22 protein-coding genes are annotated in these 25,882 nt (G+C 69.3%); 3 read left to right on the forward strand and 19 right to left on the reverse strand.

What is annotated here, in order from left to right; genetic code table 11:
• Nucleotides 1-83: 83 nt before the first annotated feature.
• From nuoN to ACQKIP_RS07330, 14 genes are read right to left on the reverse strand one after another with little or no spacing between them, the layout of a single operon-like run.
• Nucleotides 84-1,748, reverse strand: coding sequence for an NADH-quinone oxidoreductase subunit NuoN (gene nuoN / locus ACQKIP_RS07265; RefSeq protein ID WP_365863060.1), 1,665 nt, complete (start codon nt 1,746-1,748; stop codon nt 84-86).
• Entirely contained in the window at nt 1,745-3,316 is a 1,572-nt protein-coding gene (locus tag ACQKIP_RS07270) for an NADH-quinone oxidoreductase subunit M (protein ID WP_365863059.1), read from the reverse strand. Before ACQKIP_RS07270 ends, nuoN begins: the two co-directional genes overlap by 4 nt.
• A gap of 5 nt (nt 3,317-3,321) precedes the next feature.
• Nucleotides 3,322-5,217, reverse strand: a complete 1,896-nt coding sequence (gene nuoL, locus ACQKIP_RS07275) for an NADH-quinone oxidoreductase subunit L (protein WP_361199726.1) — start codon at nt 5,215-5,217, stop codon at nt 3,322-3,324.
• A 14-nt stretch (nt 5,218-5,231) separates the two neighbouring features.
• Complete coding sequence (nuoK, locus tag ACQKIP_RS07280) at nt 5,232-5,531, reverse strand: NADH-quinone oxidoreductase subunit NuoK (RefSeq protein WP_016640174.1); 300 nt, start codon at nt 5,529-5,531, stop codon at nt 5,232-5,234.
• Nucleotides 5,528-6,343, reverse strand: coding sequence for an NADH-quinone oxidoreductase subunit J (locus ACQKIP_RS07285; RefSeq protein WP_365863057.1), 816 nt, complete (start codon nt 6,341-6,343; stop codon nt 5,528-5,530). Before ACQKIP_RS07285 ends, nuoK begins: the two co-directional genes overlap by 4 nt.
• Nucleotides 6,340-7,011 carry an NADH-quinone oxidoreductase subunit NuoI gene (nuoI, locus tag ACQKIP_RS07290; RefSeq protein ID WP_365863056.1) on the reverse strand — a complete coding sequence of 224 codons (672 nt, stop codon included), beginning with the start codon at nt 7,009-7,011 and terminating at the stop codon, nt 6,340-6,342. The genes ACQKIP_RS07285 and nuoI overlap by 4 nt, the downstream gene beginning before the upstream one ends.
• Nucleotides 7,004-8,377 (reverse strand): NADH-quinone oxidoreductase subunit NuoH, encoded by a 1,374-nt coding sequence (gene nuoH, locus ACQKIP_RS07295; protein WP_365863105.1) that lies wholly within the window; start codon nt 8,375-8,377, stop codon nt 7,004-7,006. Before nuoH ends, nuoI begins: the two co-directional genes overlap by 8 nt.
• Nucleotides 8,377-10,890 carry an NADH-quinone oxidoreductase subunit G gene (locus tag ACQKIP_RS07300; protein ID WP_365863054.1) on the reverse strand — a complete coding sequence of 838 codons (2,514 nt, stop codon included), beginning with the start codon at nt 10,888-10,890 and terminating at the stop codon, nt 8,377-8,379. The genes nuoH and ACQKIP_RS07300 overlap by 1 nt, the downstream gene beginning before the upstream one ends.
• Complete coding sequence (nuoF, locus tag ACQKIP_RS07305) at nt 10,887-12,248, reverse strand: NADH-quinone oxidoreductase subunit NuoF (protein WP_365863052.1); 1,362 nt, start codon at nt 12,246-12,248, stop codon at nt 10,887-10,889. The genes ACQKIP_RS07300 and nuoF overlap by 4 nt, the downstream gene beginning before the upstream one ends.
• Nucleotides 12,248-13,054, reverse strand: coding sequence for an NADH-quinone oxidoreductase subunit NuoE (nuoE, locus tag ACQKIP_RS07310; RefSeq protein WP_365863103.1), 807 nt, complete (start codon nt 13,052-13,054; stop codon nt 12,248-12,250). Before nuoE ends, nuoF begins: the two co-directional genes overlap by 1 nt.
• 44 nt (nt 13,055-13,098) lie before the next feature.
• Nucleotides 13,099-14,421: an NADH-quinone oxidoreductase subunit D gene (locus ACQKIP_RS07315; protein WP_365863051.1), complete on the reverse strand. Its 1,323-nt coding sequence runs from the start codon at nt 14,419-14,421 to the stop codon at nt 13,099-13,101.
• On the reverse strand, nt 14,421-15,119 hold the full coding sequence (locus ACQKIP_RS07320; RefSeq protein WP_427742437.1) for an NADH-quinone oxidoreductase subunit C: 699 nt from the start codon (nt 15,117-15,119) through the stop codon (nt 14,421-14,423). The genes ACQKIP_RS07315 and ACQKIP_RS07320 overlap by 1 nt, the downstream gene beginning before the upstream one ends.
• Nucleotides 15,120-15,139: 20 nt before the next feature.
• On the reverse strand, nt 15,140-15,694 hold the full coding sequence (locus ACQKIP_RS07325) for a NuoB/complex I 20 kDa subunit family protein (protein ID WP_160506582.1): 555 nt from the start codon (nt 15,692-15,694) through the stop codon (nt 15,140-15,142).
• 21 nt (nt 15,695-15,715) lie between these two features.
• Complete coding sequence (locus ACQKIP_RS07330; RefSeq protein WP_003992243.1) at nt 15,716-16,075, reverse strand: NADH-quinone oxidoreductase subunit A; 360 nt, start codon at nt 16,073-16,075, stop codon at nt 15,716-15,718.
• A 1,068-nt stretch (nt 16,076-17,143) separates the two neighbouring features.
• On the opposite strand from ACQKIP_RS07330, the gene ACQKIP_RS07335 reads away from it, so the two are divergent.
• Nucleotides 17,144-17,959 (forward strand): C40 family peptidase, encoded by an 816-nt coding sequence (locus ACQKIP_RS07335; RefSeq protein WP_365863050.1) that lies wholly within the window; start codon nt 17,144-17,146, stop codon nt 17,957-17,959.
• A 74-nt stretch (nt 17,960-18,033) separates the two neighbouring features.
• On the opposite strand, the gene ACQKIP_RS07340 is transcribed toward ACQKIP_RS07335, so the two are convergent.
• Entirely contained in the window at nt 18,034-19,323 is a 1,290-nt protein-coding gene (locus ACQKIP_RS07340; protein ID WP_365863048.1) for a geranylgeranyl reductase family protein, read from the reverse strand.
• Between the two features lie 97 nt (nt 19,324-19,420).
• Here ACQKIP_RS07340 and ACQKIP_RS07345 point away from each other — a divergent pair, with 97 nt between their 5' ends.
• Nucleotides 19,421-19,948, forward strand: coding sequence for a GNAT family N-acetyltransferase (locus ACQKIP_RS07345; protein ID WP_365863047.1), 528 nt, complete (start codon nt 19,421-19,423; stop codon nt 19,946-19,948).
• A 124-nt stretch (nt 19,949-20,072) separates the two neighbouring features.
• The gene (locus tag ACQKIP_RS07350) at nt 20,073-20,396 is read left to right on the forward strand and encodes a PASTA domain-containing protein (RefSeq protein ID WP_365863045.1); all 324 of its coding nucleotides are present in this window, start codon (nt 20,073-20,075) and stop codon (nt 20,394-20,396) included.
• Nucleotides 20,397-20,463: 67 nt separating this feature from the next.
• Here the strand turns inward: ACQKIP_RS07350 and ACQKIP_RS07355 are convergent, their stop codons facing one another.
• The 4 genes from ACQKIP_RS07355 to ACQKIP_RS07370 all read right to left on the reverse strand — a co-directional run.
• The gene (locus ACQKIP_RS07355) at nt 20,464-23,283 is read right to left on the reverse strand and encodes a zinc ribbon domain-containing protein (protein WP_365863044.1); all 2,820 of its coding nucleotides are present in this window, start codon (nt 23,281-23,283) and stop codon (nt 20,464-20,466) included.
• Nucleotides 23,284-23,496: 213 nt separating this feature from the next.
• Nucleotides 23,497-24,189 carry a demethylmenaquinone methyltransferase gene (locus ACQKIP_RS07360; RefSeq protein ID WP_365863043.1) on the reverse strand — a complete coding sequence of 231 codons (693 nt, stop codon included), beginning with the start codon at nt 24,187-24,189 and terminating at the stop codon, nt 23,497-23,499.
• 71 nt (nt 24,190-24,260) lie between these two features.
• The gene (locus ACQKIP_RS07365) at nt 24,261-25,382 is read right to left on the reverse strand and encodes an acyltransferase family protein (RefSeq protein WP_365863042.1); all 1,122 of its coding nucleotides are present in this window, start codon (nt 25,380-25,382) and stop codon (nt 24,261-24,263) included.
• A partial coding sequence (locus ACQKIP_RS07370; protein WP_427742434.1) for a glycosyltransferase occupies nt 25,382-25,882 on the reverse strand: 501 nt, incomplete at its 5' end. The genes ACQKIP_RS07365 and ACQKIP_RS07370, both read right to left, overlap by 1 nt.

Consider the following 25,882-nt stretch of genomic DNA (forward strand, 5'->3'; position numbering starts at 1 on the left):
AGTTATCCACAGGCCGCCGCCCGGCACCCCTGTCGGACGGGGTGCGGGGCGGCGGTGAAGCGAAGGCGAGCAGTACGGACGGACTACCGGACGAAGACCCCCGCCTGGTTCGCCAGATCCAGGAAGTACTGCGGGGCCACGCCCAGGACCAGCGTCACCGCCACGCCCACACCGATCGCCGTCATCGTCAGCGGCGAGGGCACGGCGACGGTCGGACCGTCCGCCTTCGGCTCGCTGAAGAACATGAGCACGATCACGCGGATGTAGAAGAACGCCGCGATCGCGGACGAGACCACACCGACCACGACGAGCGCACCGGCGCCGCCCTCCGCGGCCGCCTTGAAGACCGCGAACTTGCCCGCGAACCCGGAGGTCAGCGGAATGCCCGCGAAGGCGAGCAGGAAGACGGCGAACACGGCGGCGACGAGCGGCGAGCGCCGTCCGAGCCCCGCCCACTTCGACAGGTGCGTGGCCTCGCCGCCCGCGTCCCGCACCAGCGTGACCACCGCGAACGCGCCGATCGTCACGAAGGAGTAGGCCGCGAGGTAGAAGAGGACCGACGAGATGCCGTCCGGGTTCATGGCGATGACACCGGCGAGGATGAAGCCCGCGTGGGCGATCGAGGAGTACGCCAGCAGCCGCTTGATGTCGGTCTGGGTGATCGCGACGATCGCGCCGGCCAGCATCGTGAGGATGACGACACCCCACATGACCGGGCGCCAGTCCCAGCGGAGGCCCGGCAGGACCACGTAGAGGAGCCGGAGCAGCGCGCCGAAGGCGGCCACCTTCGTCGCCGCGGCCATGAAGCCGGTCACCGGGGTGGGCGCGCCCTCGTACACATCGGGCGTCCACATGTGGAACGGCACGGCGCCGACCTTGAAGAGCAGCCCCATGACGATCATCGCGGCACCGATCAGGAGCAGCGCGTCGTTGCCCATGGTGTCGGCGAGCGCGGGGTTGACCTCCTGGACGCTGCCGTCGATGACCTTGGCGATGGTGCCGTACGACACCGAGCCCGCATATCCGTAGAGCAGGGCGATCCCGAAGAGCAGGAACGCCGAGGAGAACGAGCCGAGCAGGAAGTACTTCACGGCGGCTTCCTGCGACATCAGGCGCTTGCGGCGGGCGAGCGCGCACAGGAGGTAGAGCGGAAGGGAGAAGACCTCAAGGGCGATGAAGAGCGTCAGGAGGTCGTTCGCCGACGGGAAGACGAGCATTCCGCCGATCGCGAAGAGCGCGAGGGGGAACACTTCGGTGGTCGTGAACCCGGCCTTCGTGGCGGCCCGTTCGCCCTCGCTGCCCGGCACGGATCCGGCCTGCGCCGCGAACGAGTCGACGCGGTTGCCGTGCGCCACCGGGTCGAGCCGCCGCTCCGCGAAGGTGAAGATCGAGACGAGCCCCGCGAGGAGGATCGTTCCCTGAAGGAACAGCGCGGGGCCGTCGACCGCGATGGCCCCCATGGCGGCGATGTGCGCCTTCGTCGTGCCGTACCCGGTGGCGGCTAGGCCGACGACTGCGGCGAAGGCCGCGGTGAGGGCGACGACGGCCACGAACACCTGCGCGTAGTACCGGATTTTGCGCGGCACGAAGGCTTCGATGAGGATCCCGATGACCGCCGCGCCGATGACGATCAACGTCGGTGACAGCTGGGCGTACTCGATGGTGGGAGTGTCGATCTTGTCGATCTGGTCCCCCGGCGCCGCGGCCGACGCCATTGTCCACAGGCTGTGGACGGCTGATGCGCTCACTTGGCCGCCTCCACGTCGGGCTTCGGGTCCTTCTGCTGAACGTCGGACATGGTGTGCTTGACCGCCGGGTTCACCAGCTCGGTGAGCGGCTTCGGGTAGACGCCGAGGCCGATCAGGAGCGCGATCAGCGGGGCGACGACCAGGAGTTCACGCGCCCGCAGGTCCGGCATGGCCGAGACCTCCGGCTTCACCGGGCCCGTCATCGTCCGCTGGTAGAGGACGAGGGTGTAGAGCGCGGCGAGCACGATGCCGATGGTGGCGATGATCCCGACCACGGGATAGCGCGCGAACGCGCCGACGAGGACCAGGAATTCACTCACGAAGGGCGCGAGTCCCGGCAGCGAGAGCGTCGCCAGACCGCCGATCAGGAAGGTGCCCGCGAGCACCGGTGCGACCTTCTGCACCCCTCCGTAGTCCGCGATGAGCCGCGAACCGCGACGCGAGATCAGGAATCCGGCCACCAGCATCAGCGCGGCCGTCGAGATCCCGTGGTTGACCATGTAGAGCGTCGCGCCGGACTGGCCCTGCGAGGTCATCGCGAAGATGCCGAGGATGATGAACCCGAAGTGCGAGATCGACGCGTACGCCACCAGGCGCTTGATGTCGCGCTGGCCGACCGCGAGCAGCGCGCCGTAGACGATGCTGATCAGCGCGAGCACGAGGATGACCGGCGTCGCCCACTTGCTCGCCTCGGGGAAGAGCCCGAGGCAGAACCGCAGCATCGCGAAGGTGCCGACCTTGTCGACGACCGCCGTGATCAGTACGGCGACCGGGGCCGTGGCCTCGCCCATCGCGTTCGGCAGCCAGGTGTGCAGCGGCCACAGCGGCGCCTTCACCGCGAAGGCGAAGAAGAAGCCGAGGAAGAGCCAGCGCTCGGTGTTGGTCGCCATCTCCAGCGAGCCGTTGGCCCGTGCCTCGGTGATCTCCTGGAGGGAGAAGTTCCCGGCCACCACGTAGAGCCCGATCACCGCGGCCAGCATGATGAGGCCGCCGACCAGGTTGTAGAGCAGGAACTTCACGGCCGCGTACGAGCGCTGCGCCGAGGCGTTCTCGTCGGTGCCCGAATGGGCCCGGTCCCCGAAGCCGCCGATGAGGAAGTACATCGGGATGAGCATGGCTTCGAAGAAGATGTAGAAGAGGAAGACGTCCGTGGCCGCGAAGGAGATGATCACCATCGCCTCGACGGCGAGGATCAGGGCGAAGAAGCCCTGAGTCGGCCGCCAGCGCGAGGACTTCGTCTCCAGGGGGTCGGCGTCGTGCCAGCCCGCGAGGACGATGAAGGGGATCAGGAGCGCGGTGAGCGCGATGAGGGCGACACCGATGCCGTCAACGCCGAGCTCGTAGCGCACCCCGAATTCCGCGATCCAGGAACGCGACTCGGTCAGTTGATAGCGGGCCCCGTCGGGGTCGAACCGCACGAGCACGGTCACGGCGAGCGCGAGCGTGGCGAGCGACACGAGCAGCGCGAGCCACTTGGCGGCGGTCCGCCGGGCGGCCGGGACGGCTGCCGTGGCGATCGCGCCGACCGCGGGCAGGACCGCCGTCGCTGTCAGGAGGGGAAAGGACATCGGTATCAGACCGCCCTCATCAGCAGGGTCGCGGCGATGAGTACCGCAACGCCGCCGAACATCGAGACCGCGTAGGAGCGGGCATAGCCGTTCTGCATCTTGCGCAGCCGTCCGGAGAGCCCGCCGACCGAGGCCGCCGTGCCGTTGACGACTCCGTCGACCAGGGTGTGGTCGACGTACACCAGGGAGCGGGTGAGGTGCTCTCCGCCGCGGACCAGGACGACGTGGTTGAAGTCGTCCTGGAGGAGATCGCGCCGGGCCGCCCGGGTGAGCAGCGAACCGCGCGGGGCGGTGACCGGGACGGGACGGCGGCCGTACTGGACGTAGGCGAGGGCCACACCGATGACCAGGACCACCATGGTGGCGCCCGTGACGGTGGCGGCGCTCAGCGGCGAGTCCCCGTGGTCGTGGTGGGTGACCGGCTCCAGCCAGTGCATGAAGCGGTCGCCGATGCTGAAGAAGCCGCCCGCGAAGACCGACCCGAAGGCGAGCACGATCATGGGGATCGTCATGGACCGGGGCGACTCGTGCGGGTGCGGTTCATTGCCTTCCGCGTCCGGCTGCCAGCGCTTCTCTCCGAAGAAGGTCATCAGCATCACGCGCGTCATGTAGAACGCGGTGATCGCGGCGCCGAGCAGCGCGACCGAGCCGAGGATCCAGCCCTCCGTGCCGCCCTTGGCGAAGGCCGCCTCGATGATCTTGTCCTTGGAGAAGAAGCCGGACAGACCGGGGAAGCCGATGATCGCCAGATAGCCGAGCCCGAAGGTCACGAAGGTGACCGGCATGTACTTCCTGAGGCCGCCGTACTTGCGCATGTCGACCTCGTCGTTCATGCCGTGCATGACCGAGCCGGCCCCGAGGAACAGCCCGGCCTTGAAGAAGCCGTGCGTCACCAGGTGCATGATCGCGAAGACGTAGCCGATGGGGCCGAGGCCCGCGGCCAGGATCATGTAGCCGATCTGGGACATCGTCGACCCGGCGAGGGCCTTCTTGATGTCGTCCTTCGCGCAACCGACGATCGCACCGAAGAGGAGCGTGACCGCACCGACGACGGTGACGACGAGCTGGGCGTCCGGTGCGGCGTTGAAGATCTCGCCGGAGCGGACGATCAAGTACACCCCCGCGGTCACCATCGTCGCCGCGTGGATCAGGGCCGAGACCGGGGTCGGGCCCTCCATCGCGTCGCCGAGCCAGGACTGGAGCGGCACCTGGGCCGACTTGCCGCACGCCGCGAGCAGCAGCATCAGGCCGATGGCCGTCAGCTTGCCCTCCGAGGTCTCACCCGTGGCCTCCAGGACGGGCCCGAAGGCGAAGGTCCCGAAGGTGGTGAACATCAGCATGATCGCGATCGAGAGGCCCATGTCGCCGACCCTGTTGACCAGGAAGGCCTTCTTCGCGGCGGTGGCCGCGCTGGGCTTGTGCTGCCAGAAGCCGATCAGGAGGTACGAGGCGAGGCCGACGCCCTCCCATCCGACATACAGGAGCAGGTAGTTGTCGGCGAGGACCAGGATGAGCATCGCCGCGAGGAACAGGTTCAGGTAGCCGAAGAAGCGGCGGCGCCGCTCGTCGTGCTCCATGTACCCGATGGAGTAGATGTGGATCAGTGTGCCGACACCGGTGATCAGCAGCACGAACGTCATCGACAGCTGGTCGAGCTGGAAGGCGACGTCCGCCTGGAAGCCCTCGACGGGAATCCAGCTGAACAGGTGCTGCGAAAGGGTGCGCTCCTCGGCGCCCTTGCCCAGCATGTCGGCGAAGAGCAGCGCGCCGACGACGAAGGAGGCGGCCGCGAGCAGCGTGCCGAGCCAGTGGCCGACACGGTCCAGCCGCCGCCCGCCGCACAGCAGTACGGCCGCTCCGAGCAGAGGCGCTGCCACCAGCAGCGCGATCAGGTTCTCCACTTTTCAGCGACCCCTTACAGCTTCATCAGGCTGGCGTCGTCGACCGAGGCCGAGTGACGGGAGCGGAACAACGACACGATGATCGCGAGACCGACCACGACTTCCGCCGCGGCGACGACCATCGTGAAGAAGGCGATGATCTGGCCGTCGAGGTTGCCGTGCAGCCGGGAGAAGGCGACGAAAGCGAGGTTGCACGCGTTGAGCATCAGCTCGATACACATGAAGACCACGATCGCGTTCCGCCTGATCAGCACGCCGGTGGCGCCGATCGCGAACAACAGCGCCGCGAGATACAGGTAGTTGACCGGATTCACTTCGACGCCTCCTCGGTCTTGGACGACCGCTCGAGCCGGTCCTCGGAGCGCTGCTCCAGGGCCCGCAGATCGTCCAGTGCCTCGTTCGACACGTCGCGGATCTGGCCGCGATCGCGCAGCGTCTTGTTGACCGTGAGCTCCGAGGGGGTGCCGTCGGGGAGCAGGCCCGCGACGTCCACGGCGTTGTGCCGGGCGTAGACACCGGGGGCGGGCAGCGGCGGGAGGTGGTTGGAGCGCACGCGCTCCTCGGACATCTCGCGCTGCGTCTTGGCGCGCTCCGTGCGCTCGCGGTGCGTGAGCACCATCGCGCCGACGGTGGCGGTGATGAGCAGGGCGCCGGTGATCTCGAAGGCGAAGACGTACTTCGTGAAGATGCTCTCGGCGAGGCCCTCCACGTTGCCGCCCGCGTTCGCCTTGCCCATGCCCGTGAACTCGTTCACCGAGGCGTTCCCGATGCCCGCGAAGAGCAGGATGGCGAAGCCGAAGCCGCAGAGCCCGGCCAGCCAGCGCTGGCCCTTGATGGTCTCCTTCAGGGAGTCGGCGGCGGTGACGCCGACGAGCATGACCACGAAGAGGAAGAGCATCATGATCGCGCCCGTATAGACGACGACCTGGACGATGCCCAGGAAGTACGCCCCGTTGGCGAGGTAGAAGACCGCCAGGATGATCATGGTCCCGGCGAGACAGAGCGCGCTGTGCACGGCCTTCTTCATGAGGATCGTGCACAGGGCGCCGATCACGGCGACCGTGCCGAGCACCCAGAACTGGACGGCCTCACCGGTGGACGTGGTGTAGGCGGCGAGTTGGGTCATCGGTTGATCACCTCCCCCGACGCCGGCTCGGAGTCCCCGAAGGTGGAGGCGGCTTCCTGGGGCGTCTCACCCTTGGAGAGGGCGACTTGAGGCACCGTGCCGGGCGCAGCCTCCGTCACCAGACCGCGGTAGTAGTCCTGCTCGTCCGTGCCGGGGAAGATCGAGTGCGGTGAATCGACCATGCCTTCCTCCAGGCCGGCGAGCAGCTGCTCCTTGGTGAAGATGAGCTTCTCGCGGCTGCTGTCGGCCAGCTCGAACTCGTTCGTCATCGTCAGCGCGCGCGTGGGGCACGCCTCGATGCACAGGCCGCACAGGATGCAGCGGGCGTAGTTGATCTGGTAGACGCGGCCGTAGCGCTCACCCGGGGAGTAGCGCTCCTCCTCGGTGTTGTCCGCGCCCTCCACATAGATCGCGTCCGCGGGGCAGGCCCAGGCGCAGAGCTCGCAGCCGACGCACTTCTCCAGGCCGTCCGGATGGCGGTTGAGCTGGTGCCTGCCGTGGAAGCGGGGAGCGGTGATCTTCTCCTGCTCCGGATACTGCTCGGTCAGCCGCTTCTTGAACATGGCCTTGAAGGTCACGCCGAAGCCCGCCACGGGGTTCTGGAACCCCTGCTTCGATTGGTTCGACTCGTGCTGCGACTGGTTGGGCTCGTTCTTCGACTCAGCCATCGGACGCCTCCTTTCCGTCACTTCCGGTTCCGTCACTTTGAGTATCCGGCCCGCCACTGACAATCAACTCGCGCTCACGGCGCGGGCGTCGGCGCGGTACGGGCGGCAGGCTCTGTCCGGGCAGCGGCGGGACCGGGAATCCGCCCGCCATCGGGTCGAAGGCGACCGGCTCCTGCTCGGCTGCCGCTTCCTTCTCGCGCTTGTCGCGGAAGATGTCGACGACGACCGACAGCAGCAGGAGCGCGATGACTCCGCCGCCCACATAGAGCGCGATCGAGGTGAAGTCGTACTCCTCGTTCCGCATCGCCCTGACCGTCGCGACGAGCATCAGCCAGACGACCGAGACCGGGATCAGAACCTTCCAGCCGAGCTTCATCAGCTGGTCGTAGCGGACGCGTGGCAGCGTGCCGCGCAGCCAGATGAAGAAGAACAGCAGCAGCTGGACCTTGATCACGAACCAGAGCATCGGCCACCAGCCGTGGTTCGCGCCCTCCCAGAAGGTGCTGATCGGATACGGGGCCCGCCAGCCGCCCAGGAAGAGGGTGACGGAGACCGCCGAGACGGTGACCATGTTGACGTACTCGGCGAGCATGAACAGCGCGAACTTGATCGACGAGTACTCGGTGTTGAAGCCGCCGACGAGGTCGCCCTCGGACTCCGGCATGTCGAACGGAGCGCGGTTGGTCTCACCGATCATCGTCACGATGTAGATCAGGAACGAGACGGGAAGCAGCAGCACGTACCAGCGGTCGGCCTGCGCCTCCACGATCGCCGAGGTCGACATCGACCCGGAGTAGAGGAACACCGAGGCGAACGCGGCGCCCATCGCGATCTCGTACGAGATCATCTGCGCGCAGGAGCGCAGACCGCCCAGGAGCGGATAGGTGGAACCTGAGCTCCAGCCGGCGAGCACGATGCCGTAGATGCCGACCGAGGCGACCGCGAGGATGTAGAGCATCGCGATCGGCAGGTCGGTGAGCTGCATCGTCGTGCGCTGGCCGAAGATGGAGATCTCGTTGCCCGCGGGCCCGAAGGGGATCACCGCGATCGCCATGAAGGCCGGGATGGCCGCGACGATCGGCGCGAGGATGTACACCACCTTGTCGGCGCGCTTGACGATCAGGTCTTCCTTGAGCATCAGCTTGATGCCGTCCGCGAGGGACTGCAGCATGCCCCAGGGGCCGTGCCGGTTGGGGCCGATGCGCAGCTGCATCCAGGCGACGACCTTGCGCTCCCAGACGATGGAGAAGAGCACCGTCACCATCAGGAACGCGAAGCAGAAGACCGCCTTGACGGCGATCAGCCACCACGGGTCACGGCCGAACATGGACAGGTCTTCCGCCGCAAGCGGCACCACGGTGTGCATCACGACGTCACCTCCGGGGCCTGTGAGGGCTCCGGCAGGAGCGCCGGGCCGATGCGGACGAGGTCGCCGGGGCGCGCGCCGGTGTCGGACGTGACGCCTCCCCCGGTCGAGTTCAGCGGCAGCCACACCACGCGGTCGGGCATCTCGGTGACCTGGAGCGGCAGTTCGGCCGCCCCTGCCGGCCCGGTGACGGTCAGGACGTCGCCGTCCTTGACGCCCGCCTCCGCCGCGGTGGCCGCCGAGAGCCGGGCGACGGCGGCGTGCCGGGTACCGGCGAGCGCCTCGTCGCCCTCCTGGAGGCGGCCCCGGTCGAGCAGCAGGCGGTGCCCCGCGAGAACGGCCTCTCCGGAGGCGGGCCTCGGCGGCTGGGCGGCCGTCTCCAGGGGCTCGGCGGCGTGCGTGCCCTCCCAGCCGCCGAGCCCGTCCAGCTCGCGCCGGGCGGTCGCCAGGTCGGGAAGGCCCAGATGTACGTCCCCGGCGTCGGCCAGCATGTGCAGCACACGCGCGTCCGTGGGGGCGAGCGTGCGCGTCATGTGGTCGGGCTTGAGCGCGGCGTCGAACATCCGCGCCCTGCCTTCCCAGTTGAGGAAGGTGCCGGGCTTCTCCGCGACCGCGGCCACGGGGAACACCACGTCGGCGTGCTCGGTGACCTCACTGGGCCGCAGTTCGAGCGAGACCAGGAAGCCGACCTCGGAGAGTGCTTCACGCGCGCGTGCCGGGTCGGGAAGGTCGGCGACCTCCACGCCCGCCACCAGGAGCGCGCCCAGTTCGCCGGTCGCGGCGGCCTCGATGATCTGCCCGGTGTCGCGGCCGTAGCGGTGCGGGAGTTCGGCGACGCGCCAGGCGGCAGCGACCTCGTCCCGCGCGCGCGGGTCGGTCGCGGGCCGCCCGCCCGGGAGCAGCGAGGGCAGCGCGCCGGCCTCGATGGCACCGCGCTCCCCCGCCCGGCGCGGAATCCACACCAGGCGCGCACCGGTCGCGGCAGCGGCCCGTACGGCGGCGGTGAGCCCGCCCGCCACGGAGGCAAGGCGCTCGCCGACCACGATGACCGCTCCCGGTGAGCGCAGCGACTCGGCCGCGGCGGCGCCCTCGCCCTCCAGGCCGACTCCGCCGGACAGGGCGTCGAGCCATTCCGTCTCGGTGCCGGGAGCCGCGGGCAACAGTGTGCCGCCCGCCTTCTCCAGGCCCCGGCTCGCGAACGTGGCGAGCGAGAAGGTCCGCTGGCCGTGCTTGCGCCAGGCCTTGCGCAGCCGCAGGAAGATGCCGGGCGCCTCCTCCTCGGACTCGAATCCGACGAGCAGGACGGCGGGTGCCTTCTCCACTTCCGCGTACGTGACTCCGGAGCCGTCCAGATCCCGGCCCCTACCCGCCACCCGCGCGGCGAGGAAGTCGGCCTCCTCGCTGCTGTGCACGCGCGCGCGGAAGTCGATGTCGTTCGTGTCGAGCGCCACGCGCGCGTACTTGCTGTACGCGTAGGCGTCCTCGACGGTGAGGCGCCCGCCCGTCAGCACACCGGCCCGGCCGCGCGCGGCGGCGAGCCCGGTGGCCGCGGCTTCGAGAGCCTCGGGCCAACTGGCCTTCTCCAGCTCGCCCGTCTCGGCGTTGCGCACCAGCGGCGTGGTGAGGCGGTCCGGCTTCTGCGCGTAACGGAAGCCGAAGCGCCCCTTGTCGCAGAGCCACTCCTCGTTGACCTCGGGGTCGTCCGCGGCGAGGCGCCGCATGACCTTGCCCCGGCGGTGGTCGGTGCGCGTCGCGCAGCCGCCCGCGCAGTGCTCGCAGACCGACGGCGACGACACCAGGTCGAAGGGCCGCGAGCGGAAGCGATACGCCGCCGAGGTCAGCGCGCCGACCGGACAGATCTGGATGGTGTTCCCGGAGAAGTACGACTCGAAGGGGTCGCCCTCGCCCGTGCCGACCTGCTGGAGCGCACCGCGCTCGATCAGCTCGATCATCGGGTCGCCCGCGATCTGGTTGGAGAACCGGGTGCAGCGCGCGCACAGCACGCACCGCTCGCGGTCGAGAAGCACCTGCGTGGAGATCGGCACCGGCTTCTCGTACGTCCGCTTCTTGCCCTCGAAGCGGCTGTCCGGGTCGCCGACCTGCATCGCCTGGTTCTGCAGGGGGCACTCGCCGCCCTTGTCGCAGACCGGGCAGTCCAGCGGGTGGTTGATGAGCAGCAGCTCCATCACGCCGCGCTGCGACTTCTCGGCGACCGGCGAGGTGAGCTGCGACTTCACGACCATGCCGTCGGTGCAGGTGATGGTGCAGGAGGCCATCGGCTTGCGCTGGCCCTCCACCTCGACGATGCACTGGCGGCAGGCGCCCGCCGGGTCGAGCAGCGGGTGGTCGCAGAACCGGGGGATCTCGATGCCGAGGAGCTCGGCGGCCCGGATGACCAGCGTGCCCTTGGGGACGCTGATCTCGATGCCGTCGATCGTCAGCGACACGAGGTCTTCCGGCGGAACCGCCGCCTCGCCGCCCCCGGAGGGAGCGCTGTTGGTGGTCACTGTCATGCGTTCACCTCCGAATGTGCGGAGGGCCTGTCGGCCCAGAGAGTCGACTTGGCCGGGTCGAAGGGGCAGCCCTTGCCGGTGATGTGCTGCTCGTACTCCTCGCGGAAGTACTTGAGCGAGGAGAAGATCGGCGATGCGGCGCCGTCGCCCAGCGCGCAGAACGACTTGCCGTTGATGTTGTCGGCGATGTCGTTCAGCTTGTCGAGGTCGGCCATGACGCCCTTGCCGGCCTCGATGTCACGGAGCAACTGCACCAGCCAGTACGTTCCTTCGCGGCAGGGCGTGCACTTGCCGCAGGACTCGTGGGCGTAGAACTCGGTCCAGCGGGTGACCGCCCGTACGACGCAGGTCGTCTCGTCGAAGCACTGGAGTGCCTTCGTGCCGAGCATCGAGCCGGCGGCGCCCACGCCCTCGTAGTCCAGCGGGACGTCGAGGTGCTCGTCGGTGAACATCGGCGTCGAGGAGCCGCCCGGCGTCCAGAACTTGAGCCGGTGGCCCGCCCGCATCCCGCCGCTCATGTCGAGCAGCTGGCGCAGCGTGATGCCGAGCGGGGCCTCGTACTGGCCGGGATTGGTGACGTGGCCGCTCAGCGAATAGAGCGTGAAGCCGGGAGACTTCTCGCTTCCCATCGATTTGAACCAGTCTTTTCCGCGATTCAGGATCGCGGGAACCGACGCGATGGACTCGACGTTATTGACAACAGTGGGGCATGCGTAGAGGCCCGCGACAGCCGGGAAAGGGGGACGCAGTCGCGGTTGGCCACGGCGGCCTTCGAGCGAGTCGAGCAGCGCGGTCTCCTCACCACAGATGTACGCGCCCGCGCCCGCGTGCACGGTGAGTTCGAGGTCGAGTCCGCTGCCCAGGATGTTCTCGCCCAGGAATCCCGCCTCTTTCGCCTCACGTACGGCCTCGTGCAACCGCCTGAGTACGGGGACGACTTCACCGCGCAGGTAGATGAAGGCATGCGAAGAACGAATCGCGTAGCACGCGATCACAATGCCCTCGATGAGGCTATGCGGGTTCGCGAAGAGGAGCGGGATGTCCTTGCAGGTCCCCGGCTCCGATTCGTCGGCGTTGACAACTAGATAGTGCGGCTTGCCGTCTCCCTGCGGAATGAACTGCCATTTCATTCCGGTGGGGAATCCCGCGCCGCCCCTGCCGCGCAGACCGGAGTCCTTCACGTACGCGATGAGGTCGTCCGGCGCCATGGCCAGGGCCTTGCGCAGGCCTTCGTACCCCTCGTGCCTGCGGTAGGTGTCGAGCGTCCAGGACTTCTCCTCGTCCCAGAACGCCGAAAGGACCGGCGCGAGCAGTTTCTCGGGGCTCGTCTCGTTGTCGATCTCGGCTGCCAAGGTCATCACTCCCCCTCCTCGGCGGTCGGTCCGGCCGGGTGGGCCGGGTCGGATGCCGAGGTCTCCTGCGGTGCGTCGTGCGAGCTGAGGTGCTCGGCGGGCGCCTCGTCCTGCGGACCGCCCGTGCGCGGGTGGACCACTCGCGGCTGGGGCAGATCGCCCTTGGCCAGGCGCAGTCCGATCAGCGAGGCCGGGCCCGCGCCGCCGCTCGCCTCGACGGCTCCGGCGCGCTCGTCCGGGAAGCCCGCCAGAATCCGGGCCGTCTCCTTGTACGTGCACAAGGGGGCGCCGCGGGTCGGCTCGACCTGCACGCCCGCGCGCAGGTCGTCGACGAGCCGCTTGGCGGTCTCGGGAGTCTGGTTGTCGAAGAACTCCCAGTTGACCATCACGACGGGAGCGAAGTCACAGGCCGCGTTGCACTCGATGTGCTCCAGCGTGACCTTGCCGTCCTCTGTGGTCCCTTCGTTGCCGACACCCAGGTGCTCCTGGAGCTGCTCGAAGATCGCGTCGCCGCCCATGACGGCGCACAGGGTGTTCGTACAGACGCCGACCTGGTAGTCACCGGAGGGCTTGCGCCGGTACATCGTGTAGAAGGTCGCGACCGCGGTGACCTCGGCGGTGGTCAGGCCGAGCACGTCCGCGCAGAAGGCCATGCCCGTGCGCGTGACGTGGCCCTCCTCGGACTGCACGAGGTGCAGCAGCGGGAGCAGCGCGGACCGGGAGTCCGGGTAGCGGGAGATGATCTCCTTGGCGTCCGCGTCGAGCCTGGCCCGTACGTCGGCCGGGAAGTCGGGGGCGGGGAGTTGGGGCATGCCCAGGCTGACGCCCGTGCCCTGCTCCGAAGAGGGAGTGGTGGTCACCGGTCGACGCCTCCCATCACGGGGTCGATGGACGCGACGGCGACGATGACGTCGGCGACCTGGCCGCCCTCGCACATCGCCGCCATGGCCTGCAGGTTGGTGAAGGACGGGTCGCGGAAGTGGACCCGGTAGGGGCGGGTGCCGCCGTCGGAGACGACGTGCACGCCGAGTTCGCCCTTGGGCGACTCGACCGCGGTGTACGCCTGACCGGCCGGGACCCTGAAGCCCTCGGTCACCAGCTTGAAGTGGTGGATCAGGGACTCCATGGAGGTGCCCATGATCTTCTTGATGTGGTCGAGCGAGTTGCCGAGGCCGTCCGGGCCGAGCGCGAGCTGCGCGGGCCAGGCGATCTTCTTGTCGCCGACCATGACCGGGCCCGGCTCCAGGCGGTCGAGGCACTGTTCGACGATGCGCAGCGACTGACGCATCTCCTCCAGGCGGATCAGGAAGCGTCCGTAGGAGTCGGCGGTGTCTGCGGTCGGGACGTCGAACTCGTAGTTCTCGTAGCCGCAGTAGGGCTGCGCCTTGCGCAGGTCGTGCGGCAGGCCCGCCGAGCGAAGCACCGGGCCCGTGGCACCGAGCGCCATGCAGCCGGCCAGGTCGAGATAGCCGACGTCCTGCATGCGGGCCTTGAAGATGGGGTTCCCGGTGGCGAGCTTGTCGTACTCGCCGAGGTTCTTCTTCATCTTCTTCACGAACTCGCGCATCTGGTCCACCGCACCCGGCGGCAGGTCCTGGGCGAGTCCGCCGGGCCGGATGTACGCGTGGTTCATGCGCAGGCCGGTGATCAGCTCGAAGATGTCGAGAACGAGTTCACGATCCCGGAAGCCGTAGATCATGATCGTCGTCGCGCCCAGCTCCATGCCGCCGGTGGCGATGCACACCAGGTGCGAGGAGAGCCGGTTGAGCTCCATCAGGAGCACGCGGATGACCGAGGCGCGGTCCGGGATCTGGTCCTCGACGCCGAGGAGCTTCTCGACCCCCAGGCAGTACGCCGTCTCGTTGAAGAACGGCGTCAGGTAGTCCATGCGCGTGACGAACGTCGTGCCCTGCGTCCACGTGCGGTACTCGAGGTTCTTCTCGATGCCCGTGTGCAGATAGCCGATGCCGCAGCGGGCCTCGGAGACGGTCTCGCCCTCGATCTCCAGGATGAGCCGGAGCACACCATGGGTGGAGGGGTGCTGCGGACCCATGTTGACGATGATGCGCTCGTCGTCGGACCGGGCCGCGGACTGGACGACCTCGTCCCAGTCGCCGCCGGTGACCGTATATACGGTCCCCTCGGTCGTTTCGCGGGCGGAAGCATGAGAAGTGGACATCAGCTGTACGACCTCCGCTGGTCCGGAGCCGGGATCTGGGCGCCCTTGTACTCGACGGCGATGCCGCCGAGCGGGTAGTCCTTGCGCTGCGGGAAGCCCTGCCAGTCGTCCGGCATCATGATCCGCGTCAGCGCCGGATGGCCGTCGAAGATCAGGCCGAAGAAGTCGTACGCCTCGCGCTCGTGCCAGTCGTTCGTCGGATAGACCGTGACCAGCGAGGGGACGTGCGGATCGGCGTCAGGGGCACTGACTTCGAGCCGGATCAGGCGGTTGTGGGTGATCGAGCGCAGGTGGTAGACGGCGTGCAGCTCGCGGCCCTTGTCCTCGAGGAAGTGCACCCCCGAGACGCCCGTGCAGAGCTCGAAGCGCAGAGCCGGGTCGTCGCGCAGGGTCTGCGCGACCCGGACGAGGTGCTCGCGCGCGATGTGGAAGGTGAGCTCGTCGCGGTCGACGACCGTCTTCTCGATCGCGTTCTCCGGGACGAGGCCCTGCTCTTCCAGGGCGCCTTCCAGCTCGTCCGCCACTTCGTCGAACCAGCCGCCGTAGGGGCGCGCGGAGGCGCCCGGCAGGGTGACCGTCCGTACGAGGCCGCCGTAACCGGAGGTGTCGCCGCCGTTGTTGGCGCCGAACATGCCCTTGCGTACGCCGATGACCTTGCCGGCCTCGTCCCGGGGGGCGGGGACGCCGTTTCCGTTCAGGTGTTCGTCAGGTGCGTCGCTCACCGCAGCAGCCCCTTCATCTCGATGGTGGGGAGTGCCTTGAGGGCCGCCTCCTCCGCCTCGCGGGCCGCTTCCTCGGCGTTGACCCCGAGCTTTCCGCCCTGGATCTTCTGGTGGAGCTTGAGGATCGCGTCCATCAACATCTCCGGCCGCGGCGGACAGCCGGGCAAATAGATGTCAACAGGGACAATGTGGTCCACGCCCTGCACAATCGCGTAATTGTTGAACATCCCGCCCGATGAAGCGCAAACCCCCATGGAAATGACCCACTTGGGGTTGGGCATCTGGTCATAGACCTGCCGCAGGACCGGCGCCATCTTCTGGCTCACGCGCCCGGCCACGATCATCAGATCGGCCTGTCGCGGCGAACCGCGGAAGACCTCCATGCCGAAGCGAGCCAGGTCATAGCGGCCGGCTCCCGTCGTCATCATCTCGATGGCGCAGCACGCGAGACCGAAGGTCGCGGGGAAGACGGATGACTTGCGCACCCAGCCCGCGGCCTGTTCGACGGTCGTCAGCAGAAATCCGCTCGGCAGTTTCTCTTCGAGTCCCATTGCTCTTTGCCCCTCAGACCCTTAGTCCCATTCCAGGCCGCCGCGCCGCCATACGTACGCGTACGCGACGAAGACGGTGAGCACGAAGAGCAGCATCTCCACGAGCCCGAAAATCCCCAGGGCGTCGAAGGTGACGGCCCAGGGGTAAAGGAAGACGATCTCGATGTCGAAGACGATGAAGAGCATCGCCGTCAGGTAGTACTTGATGGGGAATCGCCCGCCGCCGGCCGGAGTCGGCGTCGGCTCGATACCGCACTCGTACGCCTCGAGCTTGGCGCGGTTGTACCGCTTTGGACCGATAAGCGTGGCCATGACCACGGAGAAGATCGCAAAGCCTGCCCCGAGGGCTCCCAGCACGAGGATGGGCGCATAGGCGTTCACGCTCCTCGCTCCTCTCAGTCGGCACTGACTGTTGGCGGTTGCATTCGGACTGCGGCCCGCGCTCACGAAGATCGCGTACATGTGAAGCAGGTCACAAGCCCAACTGCCCCGCATCCTATGCCCGCCGGTCTGTGATCTGCGACACGGGGTGCGACAACGGCTTTGTGATCTCCACCACCTGACGAAGGATCATGAAGTCGGATGAGCGGTGATCTTCATACGCGAAGCGCCTGAGTGATCACCAGAGGTGACATCTCAGCGAGTTACCCCTGGTCGAGAGGGGGTCGCCCTATCAAGCAATGGTCGCCGCAGGCAAATTGGCGCTGGACACGGCGGCTTGATAGTGGCGGCTCATTCACACCCCCGAGGGAGTGATGTGAATGAGCGCGGACGATCGCGGCCGCGTGCACGGATTCACGAGCGGTCGCCGCGCGACCCCCGGGGGGCCGCACGAGGGTCACGCGCGGGACCCATATAGGGGACACGGAGAGCCGGGCACAGGGGACGCGGAGGGCCGGGCACCGGGGGCGCGGAGGGCCCGGCGCAGGGGGCACGGAGAGCGCGGGGCGGAATGTGGGCGGGCCGCACGCGAGCGGCACACGGTCGGCACGCATCGGCACGCATGAGCACCCCGGCATCACACGAGGGACATGACGTCACCGCGCCGACGCATCAGCACCGGCCCGGCACCCCTTCACCGTCGATCCGTCGTCGATCCGTCACCAATCCCCCATGCGAGCAACACCCCTGATTTCTTCGGGAGATCTCAGAAAGGTCTCGGCCGGATCTCAGGGAGATCCCTTAGGGTCGATCATGTGACCTGCACCACATTCTGACGCAGCGTGAATAAACCGGGCTTGGCCAACCGACTCAACCGGTGGTAGTCCATGGGCAATTCGGGCGTATCGCAGAAAACCCATGATCACAGGCGTGATCGACGTTGTCCGCATTGCCCGTTACGGCGTCAATAAGAAGTGACACGCCCGAGATTCGGGGGCCTCCGGGGCAACTGTGGCGCACCCCACGTTTCTTGATGGGAACCCTGACTCCCTGATAGCGGTTGTTCTCATGTCCCACACCGCTCACATACCCAGCCACCGGAAGCCCCGTCGCAGCGCCACGAAGCAGGCCCTGCGCGCCGGAGTTGCCGGTGGCGTCCTCAGCACCCTGGCAGTGGCCGCGGCTGCTGGCACGGCGACCGCCGCCGAGCCGGTGACCGAGACCATCGAAATGCCGACGCTCACCACGGATCTCTCCACGCAGATCGCGCAGTCCGCTGAGGCCACCCAGCAGACCGCCGACAGCTACCAGCTCCGTGCCGAGCAGGACGCGGCCGCCGTGAAGGCCGCCAAGCAGGCCAAGGAAGACCAGGCCAAGGCCGAGAAGAAGGCCGAAGCCAAGGCCAAGGCCGAAGCCGCCGCCAAGAAGAAGGCGGAGGAGGAGCGCGCCTCGCGTTCCGCCGAGCGCACCACGCTCAGCGCCGCCGGCGGCTCCAGCGCCTCCACCGCCGACACGCCGGCCCCGGCCAGCGGCAGCGTCGGCACGGTCATCAGCTTCCTCAAGGCCCAGCTCGGCGACGCGTACGTCATGGGTGCCTCCGGACCCAACGCCTGGGACTGCTCCAGCCTCGTCCAGGCCGCGTTCAAGCAGGCGGGTGTGGACCTTCCGCGCGTCTCGCAGGACCAGTCGGTCTCCGGTACGCCGGTCTCGCTCTCCAACGTCCAGGTGGGCGACATCCTTTACTGGGGTGGCGCGGGCTCCGCGTACCACGTGGGTGTGTACATCGGTAACGGCCAGTACCTCGACGCCGCCAACCCCGGCAAGGGCGTTGTCATCCAGGACCTGTCGGGCTACCCCGCCGACGGTGCCGTGCGCGTCCTCTGAGGGCCCTCACAGACACGTAGAAGGGCCGGGAACCCCCGCGAGGGTTCCCGGCCCTTCTGTATGCCCTCAGGCCCTCACGCCTTGGGGGCCACCTTGCTCAGGCCGTTGATGATGCGGTCCATCGCGTCGCCGCCCGTCGGGTCGGTGAGGTTCGCCAGCATCTTCAGGGTGAAGCGCATCAGCATCGGGTGGGTCAGACCGCGCTGCGTCGCGATCTTCATGACCTTCGGGTTGCCGATGAGCTTCACGAAGGCGCGGCCCAGCGTGTAGTAACCGCCGTAGGTGTCCTTGAGGACCTTCGGGTAGCGCTGGAGCGCCAGTTCCCGCTGGCCGGGAGTCTGGCGGGCGTGCGCCTGGACGATGACGTCCGCCGCGATCTGCCCGGACTCCATGGCGTACGCGATGCCCTCGCCGTTGAACGGGTTCACCATGCCACCCGCGTCGCCGACCAGGAGCAGGCCCTTGGTGTAGTGCGGCTGGCGGTTGAAGGCCATCGGCAGCGCGGCGCCGCGGATCGGCATCGTCATGTTGTCCGGGGTGTAGCCCCACTCCTCCGGCATAGAGGCGCACCAGGCCTTCAACACCTCGCGCCAGTCCAGCTCCTTGTAGGCGGAGGACGAGTCGAGGATGCCGAGCCCGACGTTCGACGTGCCGTCGCCCATGCCGAAGACCCAGCCGTAGCCGGGCAGGAGCCGGTCCTCGGAGCCGCGCCGGTCCCACAGCTCCAGCCAGGACTCCAGGTAGTCGTCGTCGTGGCGAGGCGAGGTGAAGTACGTGCGGACGGCGACGCCCATCGGGCGGTCGTCGCGGCGGTGCAGGCCCATCGCGAGGGAGAGCCGCGTCGAGTTGCCGTCGGCGGCGACCACCAGGGGCGCGTGGAAGGTGACCGGGGTCTTCTCCTCGCCCATCTTGGCGTGCACGCCGGTGATGCGGCCCGTGCGGTCGTCGACGATCGGGGCGCCGACGTTGCAGCGCTGGTACAGCCGGGCGCCCGCCTTCTGCGCCTGGTTCGCGAGCTGCTCGTCGAAGTCGTCGCGCTTACGGACCAGGCCGTAGTTCGGGTAGGCGGCGAGTTCCGGCCAGTCGAGCTGGAGCCGGACGCCGCCGCCGATGATGCGCAGGCCCTTGTTCCGCAGCCAGCCCGCCTCCTCGGAGATGTCGATCCCCATGGACACGAGCTGTTTGGTGGCACGCGGCGTCAGGCCGTCTCCGCACACCTTCTCCCGCGGGAACGCGGTCTTCTCCAGAAGGAGTACGTCGAGTCCGGCCTTCGCCAGGTAATAGGCGGTCGTGGAACCGGCTGGCCCGGCCCCGACGACGATCACATCAGCGGTGTGTTCGGTGAGGGGATGGGGCTCGGTCACGGCGGGTTCTCCCCAAGGCTCGAAATCTGTGTGCCGACGGGCACGGGTTATGGGCAGTCTATGCAGCGGTACTGATCCGCCAGCCGAAGGGCCACCCGTGACAAAGCAGGCACTGCCGACCAAGACGACCCTGCCCGTCGTACACCTGCGCGTCCCGACCCATGAGGACGCCTTCGTCTGGCACCGGCTCTTCGACGACCCCGACGTCATGGAGTTCCACGGGGGCAGGTCGGCCGAGCTCTCCGTGTACGAGGAGCTGACCGCCCGGCAGCGCAGACACGACGCCGAACTCGGTTTCTGCTTCTGGACGATGCTCGACGCGGACGGCGAACCGATCGGCTTCACCGGAGCGCAGCCCTGGCCGAACGACTGGGGGCCCAGGGGCGAGATCGAGATCGGCTGGCGGCTCGGCCGCGCCGCCTGGGGCAAGGGGTACGCGACCGCCGCCGCGCAGGCCACCCTGGAGCGGGTGCGCGCGGCGGGCGTACGGGACGTGGTGGCGATGGTCGACGCCCGCAACGCACGGTCCGTCGCGGTGACCCGGCGCCTGGGCATGCAACTGGCGCGGACGCTCACGACGCCGGTGGGCAAGGTGGAGGCACTCCAGTTCGGGCTCGCGCTGTAGGGGGCCTGTGCGGGGGCGCGGGTCGGTGCGCGGAGAGGGGCGTCGCACCGCTTCCGGGCGGCGCTGCGGCGGGGCTACCCTGCCAATACCGCCGCCGGGGGTGACATCTGTGCCGAAGACGCCCATGCCAGACGAAGTGCGCGTGCCGCGGCTCATCGGTCTCATGGCCGTGGACGCACGCGAGTCGGCGGCGAAACACGGCGTGCTGCTCGCGGCGCCGGACCGGCCCGACTTCCACCAGGTCGTCGTCGACTACGTGGTCCGGCAGTACCCCACACCCGGCGTGTGGATCCCGCGCGATGCCGTGGTCACCGTCTGGTTCGAGCTCGGCCCCGGCGAGACCGGCGGCGCCGGGGTCCGCGAGCCGCGCCGTCCGGGACCGCCGGACGACGGCGGGCTGCGCCGCGAGCTCGACGAGCCGGGGCCGGAGGTCGGCGCCGTCTGGTAGCCGCTGACCGGGCGAGGCGCCGCCCCTGACCCTCGCCCCTGCCCCTCACTCCCGGACCTCCCGGCCCTCAGCCGTTGATGCGCCAGTGGTCGAGCGCGGTCCGGTGGATCTTCGCACCCTCGCTCGTGGGCCAGAAGTCCGCGCGCCAGGAGAGCTGGATGGCGTACTCGGTGCCGTTGTCGGCGACGTAACTCTGGTTCAGGGCGTGGATCTCGCGGCCCGCCGTATCGGTGAAGGTGTACTCCCAGATCGCGCCGCTGCGGCCCTGGAAGGTGTTGGGCTCAAGGCGGATCCGCTGGTAGTCCGACTTCTTGGGGTCCTTCTTCGCGTCCTTCTCGATGGTCGTGAAGTTCTCGTACGAGGTGTACGTGGCGTTCGGGACGACGCCGACCAGGAACTCCTCCCGGCCGGTCGACCCCGCGTACACGGTCTGGCCGGGACGGTCCTCGCCCTGCCGGGACCAGCCGTCGGGCACGGCGAACTCGAAGCCGCTGACGTCGGAGACCAAATCGAAGCCCGTGGGCACATCGGGGGCCCCGTCCACGGTGTCCGGGCTGTCGCTCGGCTCCTCCGGCGTGGACGAGGGGGACGGCGTGTCCGCGGAGCCGTCGATGTCCTCGGTGTCTTCCGAGCTGTCGGTGCCGCCGGTGTTGTCGGTGTCGTCGGTCCGGCTGATGGCGGGCTTGTCGTCCTTGTCGCCGGCCTTGTCCGCCTTGCCGTCGTCGCCGTTCTGCAGGAGCAGGACACCGGCCGCGATGCCGCTGCCGATGACCAGGGCGGCGGCGAGGGTGCCGACCCAGAGGCCGGTGCGGCGGGGCGTCGGGGCTGCGGGCTGCGGCTGGTGGGCGTGGGGGTCGTAGGGGCCGGGGCCGTAGGGGGCGTAGGCGGGGTTCGCGGTCGGGACGTACGTGGGCTGGTCGTGGGCGGAGGGGGTCATGGGGGTGGCGGGGAGGGCGGAAGCGGACGGGAGGGCGGGAGCGGCAACTCCCGGCTCCGGGGCGTCCGTTGTGACGGGCCCCACGACTCCCACGGCACCTGCGCCGCCCCCGGAGGCCGGGGAGACCCCGCCAGCCCTACCGGCCCCGCCGGCCCCGGACACCCCGGAAGCCTCCGAGCTCACGGCCGCACCCGCCGGACCACCCGGCAGCGGCGGCACCGACGGCATCGGCAAGGCGGCGGCCCCCGGCTGCTGCCCCGCCACCTGCAACAGGAACGGCGCGATCAGTGCCGCGACGAAGACCCAGAGCAGCCCGAAGAGCAGCGCGTCCGGCACGCTCACGCCCGCCGAGAAGGTGCCGTCGCCCGAACCGCCCGAGCCGCTGCCCCCGAACTCCGCGGACGCGCGTCCCGAAGCGTCCACACCGACCCCGCCGACCCCGGCGAGCAGCAGGAAGAGCCCGAAGAAGATCCCGGCGGCCAGCAGTTGCTCGCCCCGGTGCGCCGAGCGGCGTGCGGCGAGGATGCCGAGGGTCAGCGCACACACGAGCCCGAGCGCCAGCGCGCCCACGATGGCCCAGTCGTTGGTGACGTCCCCCAGTTCGGAGAGCCCGAAGGACTCGCTCTCGTAGCCCCCGCTGCCGTACGCCGTGCTGCTCCCCCGCACCGACGCTTCCAGCGGCGCTCCCCAGCCGAGCCCGAGAGCGGCGGCGCCGAGGTTCGGCAGCAGGAGCAGGGCGATGACCAGCGGGGACACATCGGCTTCGTCGAGGTCGGCGGCGCGTTCGAGGTCGTCGATCTGGGCGAGGCTGATGAAGGCGACAAGCGAGCAGAGCGCCAGCACGATCAGCAGCGCGCGCAGCGCGGTCCCGGTGGCGCGGAACGCCGCCTGCCAGCCCGGCCGTTGCGCCAGCCAGGGAGCCAGGTCGTGACGGTGCAGCACGCCGCAGGAGACGGCGAGACCGAGCAAAAACGCCCCGAGCGCGGCGAGCACCGGCGACGAGGAGAGCTCGATGCCCTCGATCTCGGGCTGCGCGAAGAGGCTGAGCACGAGGGTGCCCGCGGTCACCAACAGCGTGACGCGCACGGCCGCTTCGAGGCCCGCCGTGCCGCCGCCGTGGCCGCCGTGGCCGCCGTGGCCTCCGTGACCTCCGTGGCGCAGGAGGATGCGGCTGCGCAGGACGCGTACGCCGATGAAGAGGGCCCCGATCCACAGGGCGGTGGCGGTGAGCGGGATGAGGTGCAGGGTGGCGGTGCCGTCGAAGGCCGTGTCGACCGTGGAGCTTTCACCGCCGAAGACGGATGCCTGCTGCCGCTCGCTCCCCGAGATCTCGAAGCCGCCGCCCACGGCCTGGAGCAGCAGTGCGAAGGCGATCCGCATGCGCTCGCCGAATCCGACGACGACGTCACCGTCGCCCTGCCCGTACGACGGTATGGCCATCGCGACGGCCGCGACGAGCACCAGCCCCACCGGCCACAGAGCGGCCTGAGCGGCCCCGGCCCAGTCCCCGCGGAAGGCCCGCCCGAAGAAGGCGCCCACGGGCGAAGGCGCGGAGGGCGCGCCCGGAACGTACGCGGGCGGGGGCGGGGACTGCGGCGGGGGTGCGGGAAGTGCGGGCGCGGGAAGGGAAGTTGCCGTGTACCCGGGCCCGGCGGGCTGCCCCGCCTCCCCCGCTTCTCCCACTTCTCCCGCTCCTCCCGCTCCAGGCCCGTCGCGCCCGTCACCGCCGGACGCGCCGGGACCCGGTTCCGCCGGGGCGGCGGGCTCCGGTTCCGCCGGGGCGGCGGGCTTTCCGGCGTCGGCGGCGGTGGGCCCGCCGAGTTCCGCCGCGGGCAGATCCGCGAGGCCCGCGTCCACGGACGTGTCACGCGGACGCTCTCGCCCGCACTTCATGCAGAAGCGGGCCTCGTCGGGGGTGGATGCCCCGCAGTGAGGACAGTTCGACGCCATGGGGACGCTCCGTCATTGGGGAGATGACCAAAGACCGACCCGTGCCGAGCAATCCCGTGGCGGTCGGCGCGAAAGAGCGGCTTCGCGCCGGCACCGCCGCGTCGGCGGAGTCGTATCACAACGGACACATCTTGCCCCGCGGTCGGTTCCCGTCAACTCGGTTCACAGCGGAAGAATTTGTACGCTTCCGGCTGCCGGCGTCCCGCCGCAGGTCTACGCCTTGAATCCCCGGTGCAGCGCCACGACCCCACCGGTCAGATTCCGCCACGCGACCTTCGACCAGCCCGCCTCCTGCAACATCGCGGCCAGCGTCGGCTGGTCCGGCCAGGAGCGGATGGACTCCGCGAGATAGACGTACGCGTCGGGGTTGGAGGAGACCGCGCGCGCGACCGGCGGCAGCGCCCGCATCAGGTACTCCTCGTAGACCGTGCGGAACGGCGCCCACGTGGCGTGCGAGAACTCGCTGATGACGACCCGGCCGCCGGGCTTCGTCACGCGGTACATCTCCCGCAGCGCCTGGTCGGTCTCCTGGACGTTGCGCAGGCCGAAGGAGATCGTGACGGCGTCGAACGTGTCGTCCTTGAACGGCAGCTTCGTCGCGTCCCCGGCCGTGAACGGCATCCAGGGGTGGCGCGACTTGCCGACCTGGAGCATGCCGAGCGAGAAGTCGCAGGGCACGACGTACGCGCCCGCCTGCGCGAAGGGCTGCGACGAGGTGGCGGTCCCGGCGGCGAGGTCGAGGACCTTCTGCGCGGGGCGCGCGTCGACGGCCGTGGCGACCGCCTTGCGCCACAGCCGGGCCTGGCCGAGCGACAGCACGTCGTTCGTGAGGTCGTACCGTTCCGCCACGTCGTCGAACATCGAGGCGACTTCGTGCGGCTGCTTGTCCAGAGATGCGCGGGTCACCCGACCATTGTGGCAGTACGGACAGCGGCCGCCGGAAGCGGCTCACGGCAGCAGCCGCGCGAAGAGGCGGCTCACGGCAGCAGCCGGGGTCCGCGCCGGGCGGCGACGTCCTCGACCCACCCCACGAGCGCCACGGCGACGCCGATGAGGAGCCAGGCCACGCCGAACTGGAACCACACACTGTCCAGCGGCAGCCACCGCTCGAAGGCGGGGACCTGCCACAGCACGTCGATCAGCGGCACGCTCGCCATCAAGGCGACCTCGTGCCAGAGGTAGAGCGTGACGGCGCGGGCGTTGAAGACCGTCACGAGCCGGTCGGGGAACCGGAAGCGCGCGAGCCACCCGAAATCGACCTCGAAGTACACCTTGCAGTACAGCAGCAGCGTGACGAAGCCCGCCGACCACAGGGCCTGCGCGAGAGGGATGTCGTCGAGGTCGTACGTGCCGTCCACCTGATGGCGCAGGGCCCACCACGCTCCCGCGAGCAGCGCGGCGAGTGCCCCCGCCACCACCGGCGCCGGGGAGAGCCTGCGCAGCACGCCGTCGCGGTGCGCGAAGCCGAGCAGCCAGCAGAACAGGAACACCGACACATCGCCGGCCGCGCTCCCGACGCGCCCCTCCGGCAGGCTCCACACCGTCGCGAAGAGCGCCACGGGCACGAGGGAGAGCAGGAGCACGGGCACGGGCGCGAGACGGAACAGCCGCAGGAGCACCGGCGAAAGCAGCACGAACCAGAGATACGTACGCAGGTACCAGAGCACGCCCCACGCCTGTTCGCCCCACGCGTTGCCCGGCGGATCGCCGAGCGGCAGCACCCAGTAGAGGATGTCCGCGCCCGGCATCCAGCCGTTGACCAGCATCGCCACGACGATCACCGCCGCGAACGCCCACAGCGGAATCAGCAGCCTGCGCAGCCGCCCGCGGATCACCTGGGCCGCGGGCCGCTGAAGGGACTTGGCCATCAGTGATCCGGCGAGCGCGAACATCACGCCCATGGAGGGGAAGGCGAAGCCCAGCCAGGGCCATTCGAAGGTGTGGTACGCAACTACACGTATCAGGGCAAAGGCCCGCAATACGTCGAAGTACCGGTCGCGCGCCGGTGCCTGCGCCGGGGTTTCCGCCGGTACCTGCGCCGGTGCCTGTACCTGCGCCTGTGCCCGCACACCTCGCGCCAGGCGGTGCGCCCCCGCCATCACCGCGCCTCCGCACCGGGCCGCGGGGCGCCGACCTCGCCGGTGCGCTTGAGCTTCTGCCAGCGCAGCCTGCCGCCGGTGAGGGCCGTGACGCAGGAGTGGATCAGGACCAGGTACATCAGTTGCCGGTAGGCGAGTTGCTGGAGCGGCATCATCAGGAGATACCGGTACTTTTCGCGGTCGAGCCGGAAGGCGTACGCCGCGCAGAGCAGCTGCACGGCGAGGACCGCCAGCCAGGCGAGCAGGGACGCCCGTACGTCGACGAAGATCATCGAGTAGACGGTGAACACGTCGATGAGCGGGGCGAAGACCGGCGTGACGATCTGGAAGATCACCACCAGCGGCATCCCGACCCTGCCGAACCGCCCCGAAGGCCCCTTGTCCGTGACGGACTTGCGGTGCTTCCACAGCGCCTGCATCGTGCCGTAGCTCCAGCGGTAGCGCTGGCGCCACAGCTGCTGCACGGAGGCCGGTGCCTCGGTCCAGGCGCGGGCGTGCTC

Source organism: Streptomyces sp. NPDC059900, from assembly GCF_050270335.1.
Lineage (GTDB): Bacteria > Actinomycetota > Actinomycetes > Streptomycetales > Streptomycetaceae > Streptomyces.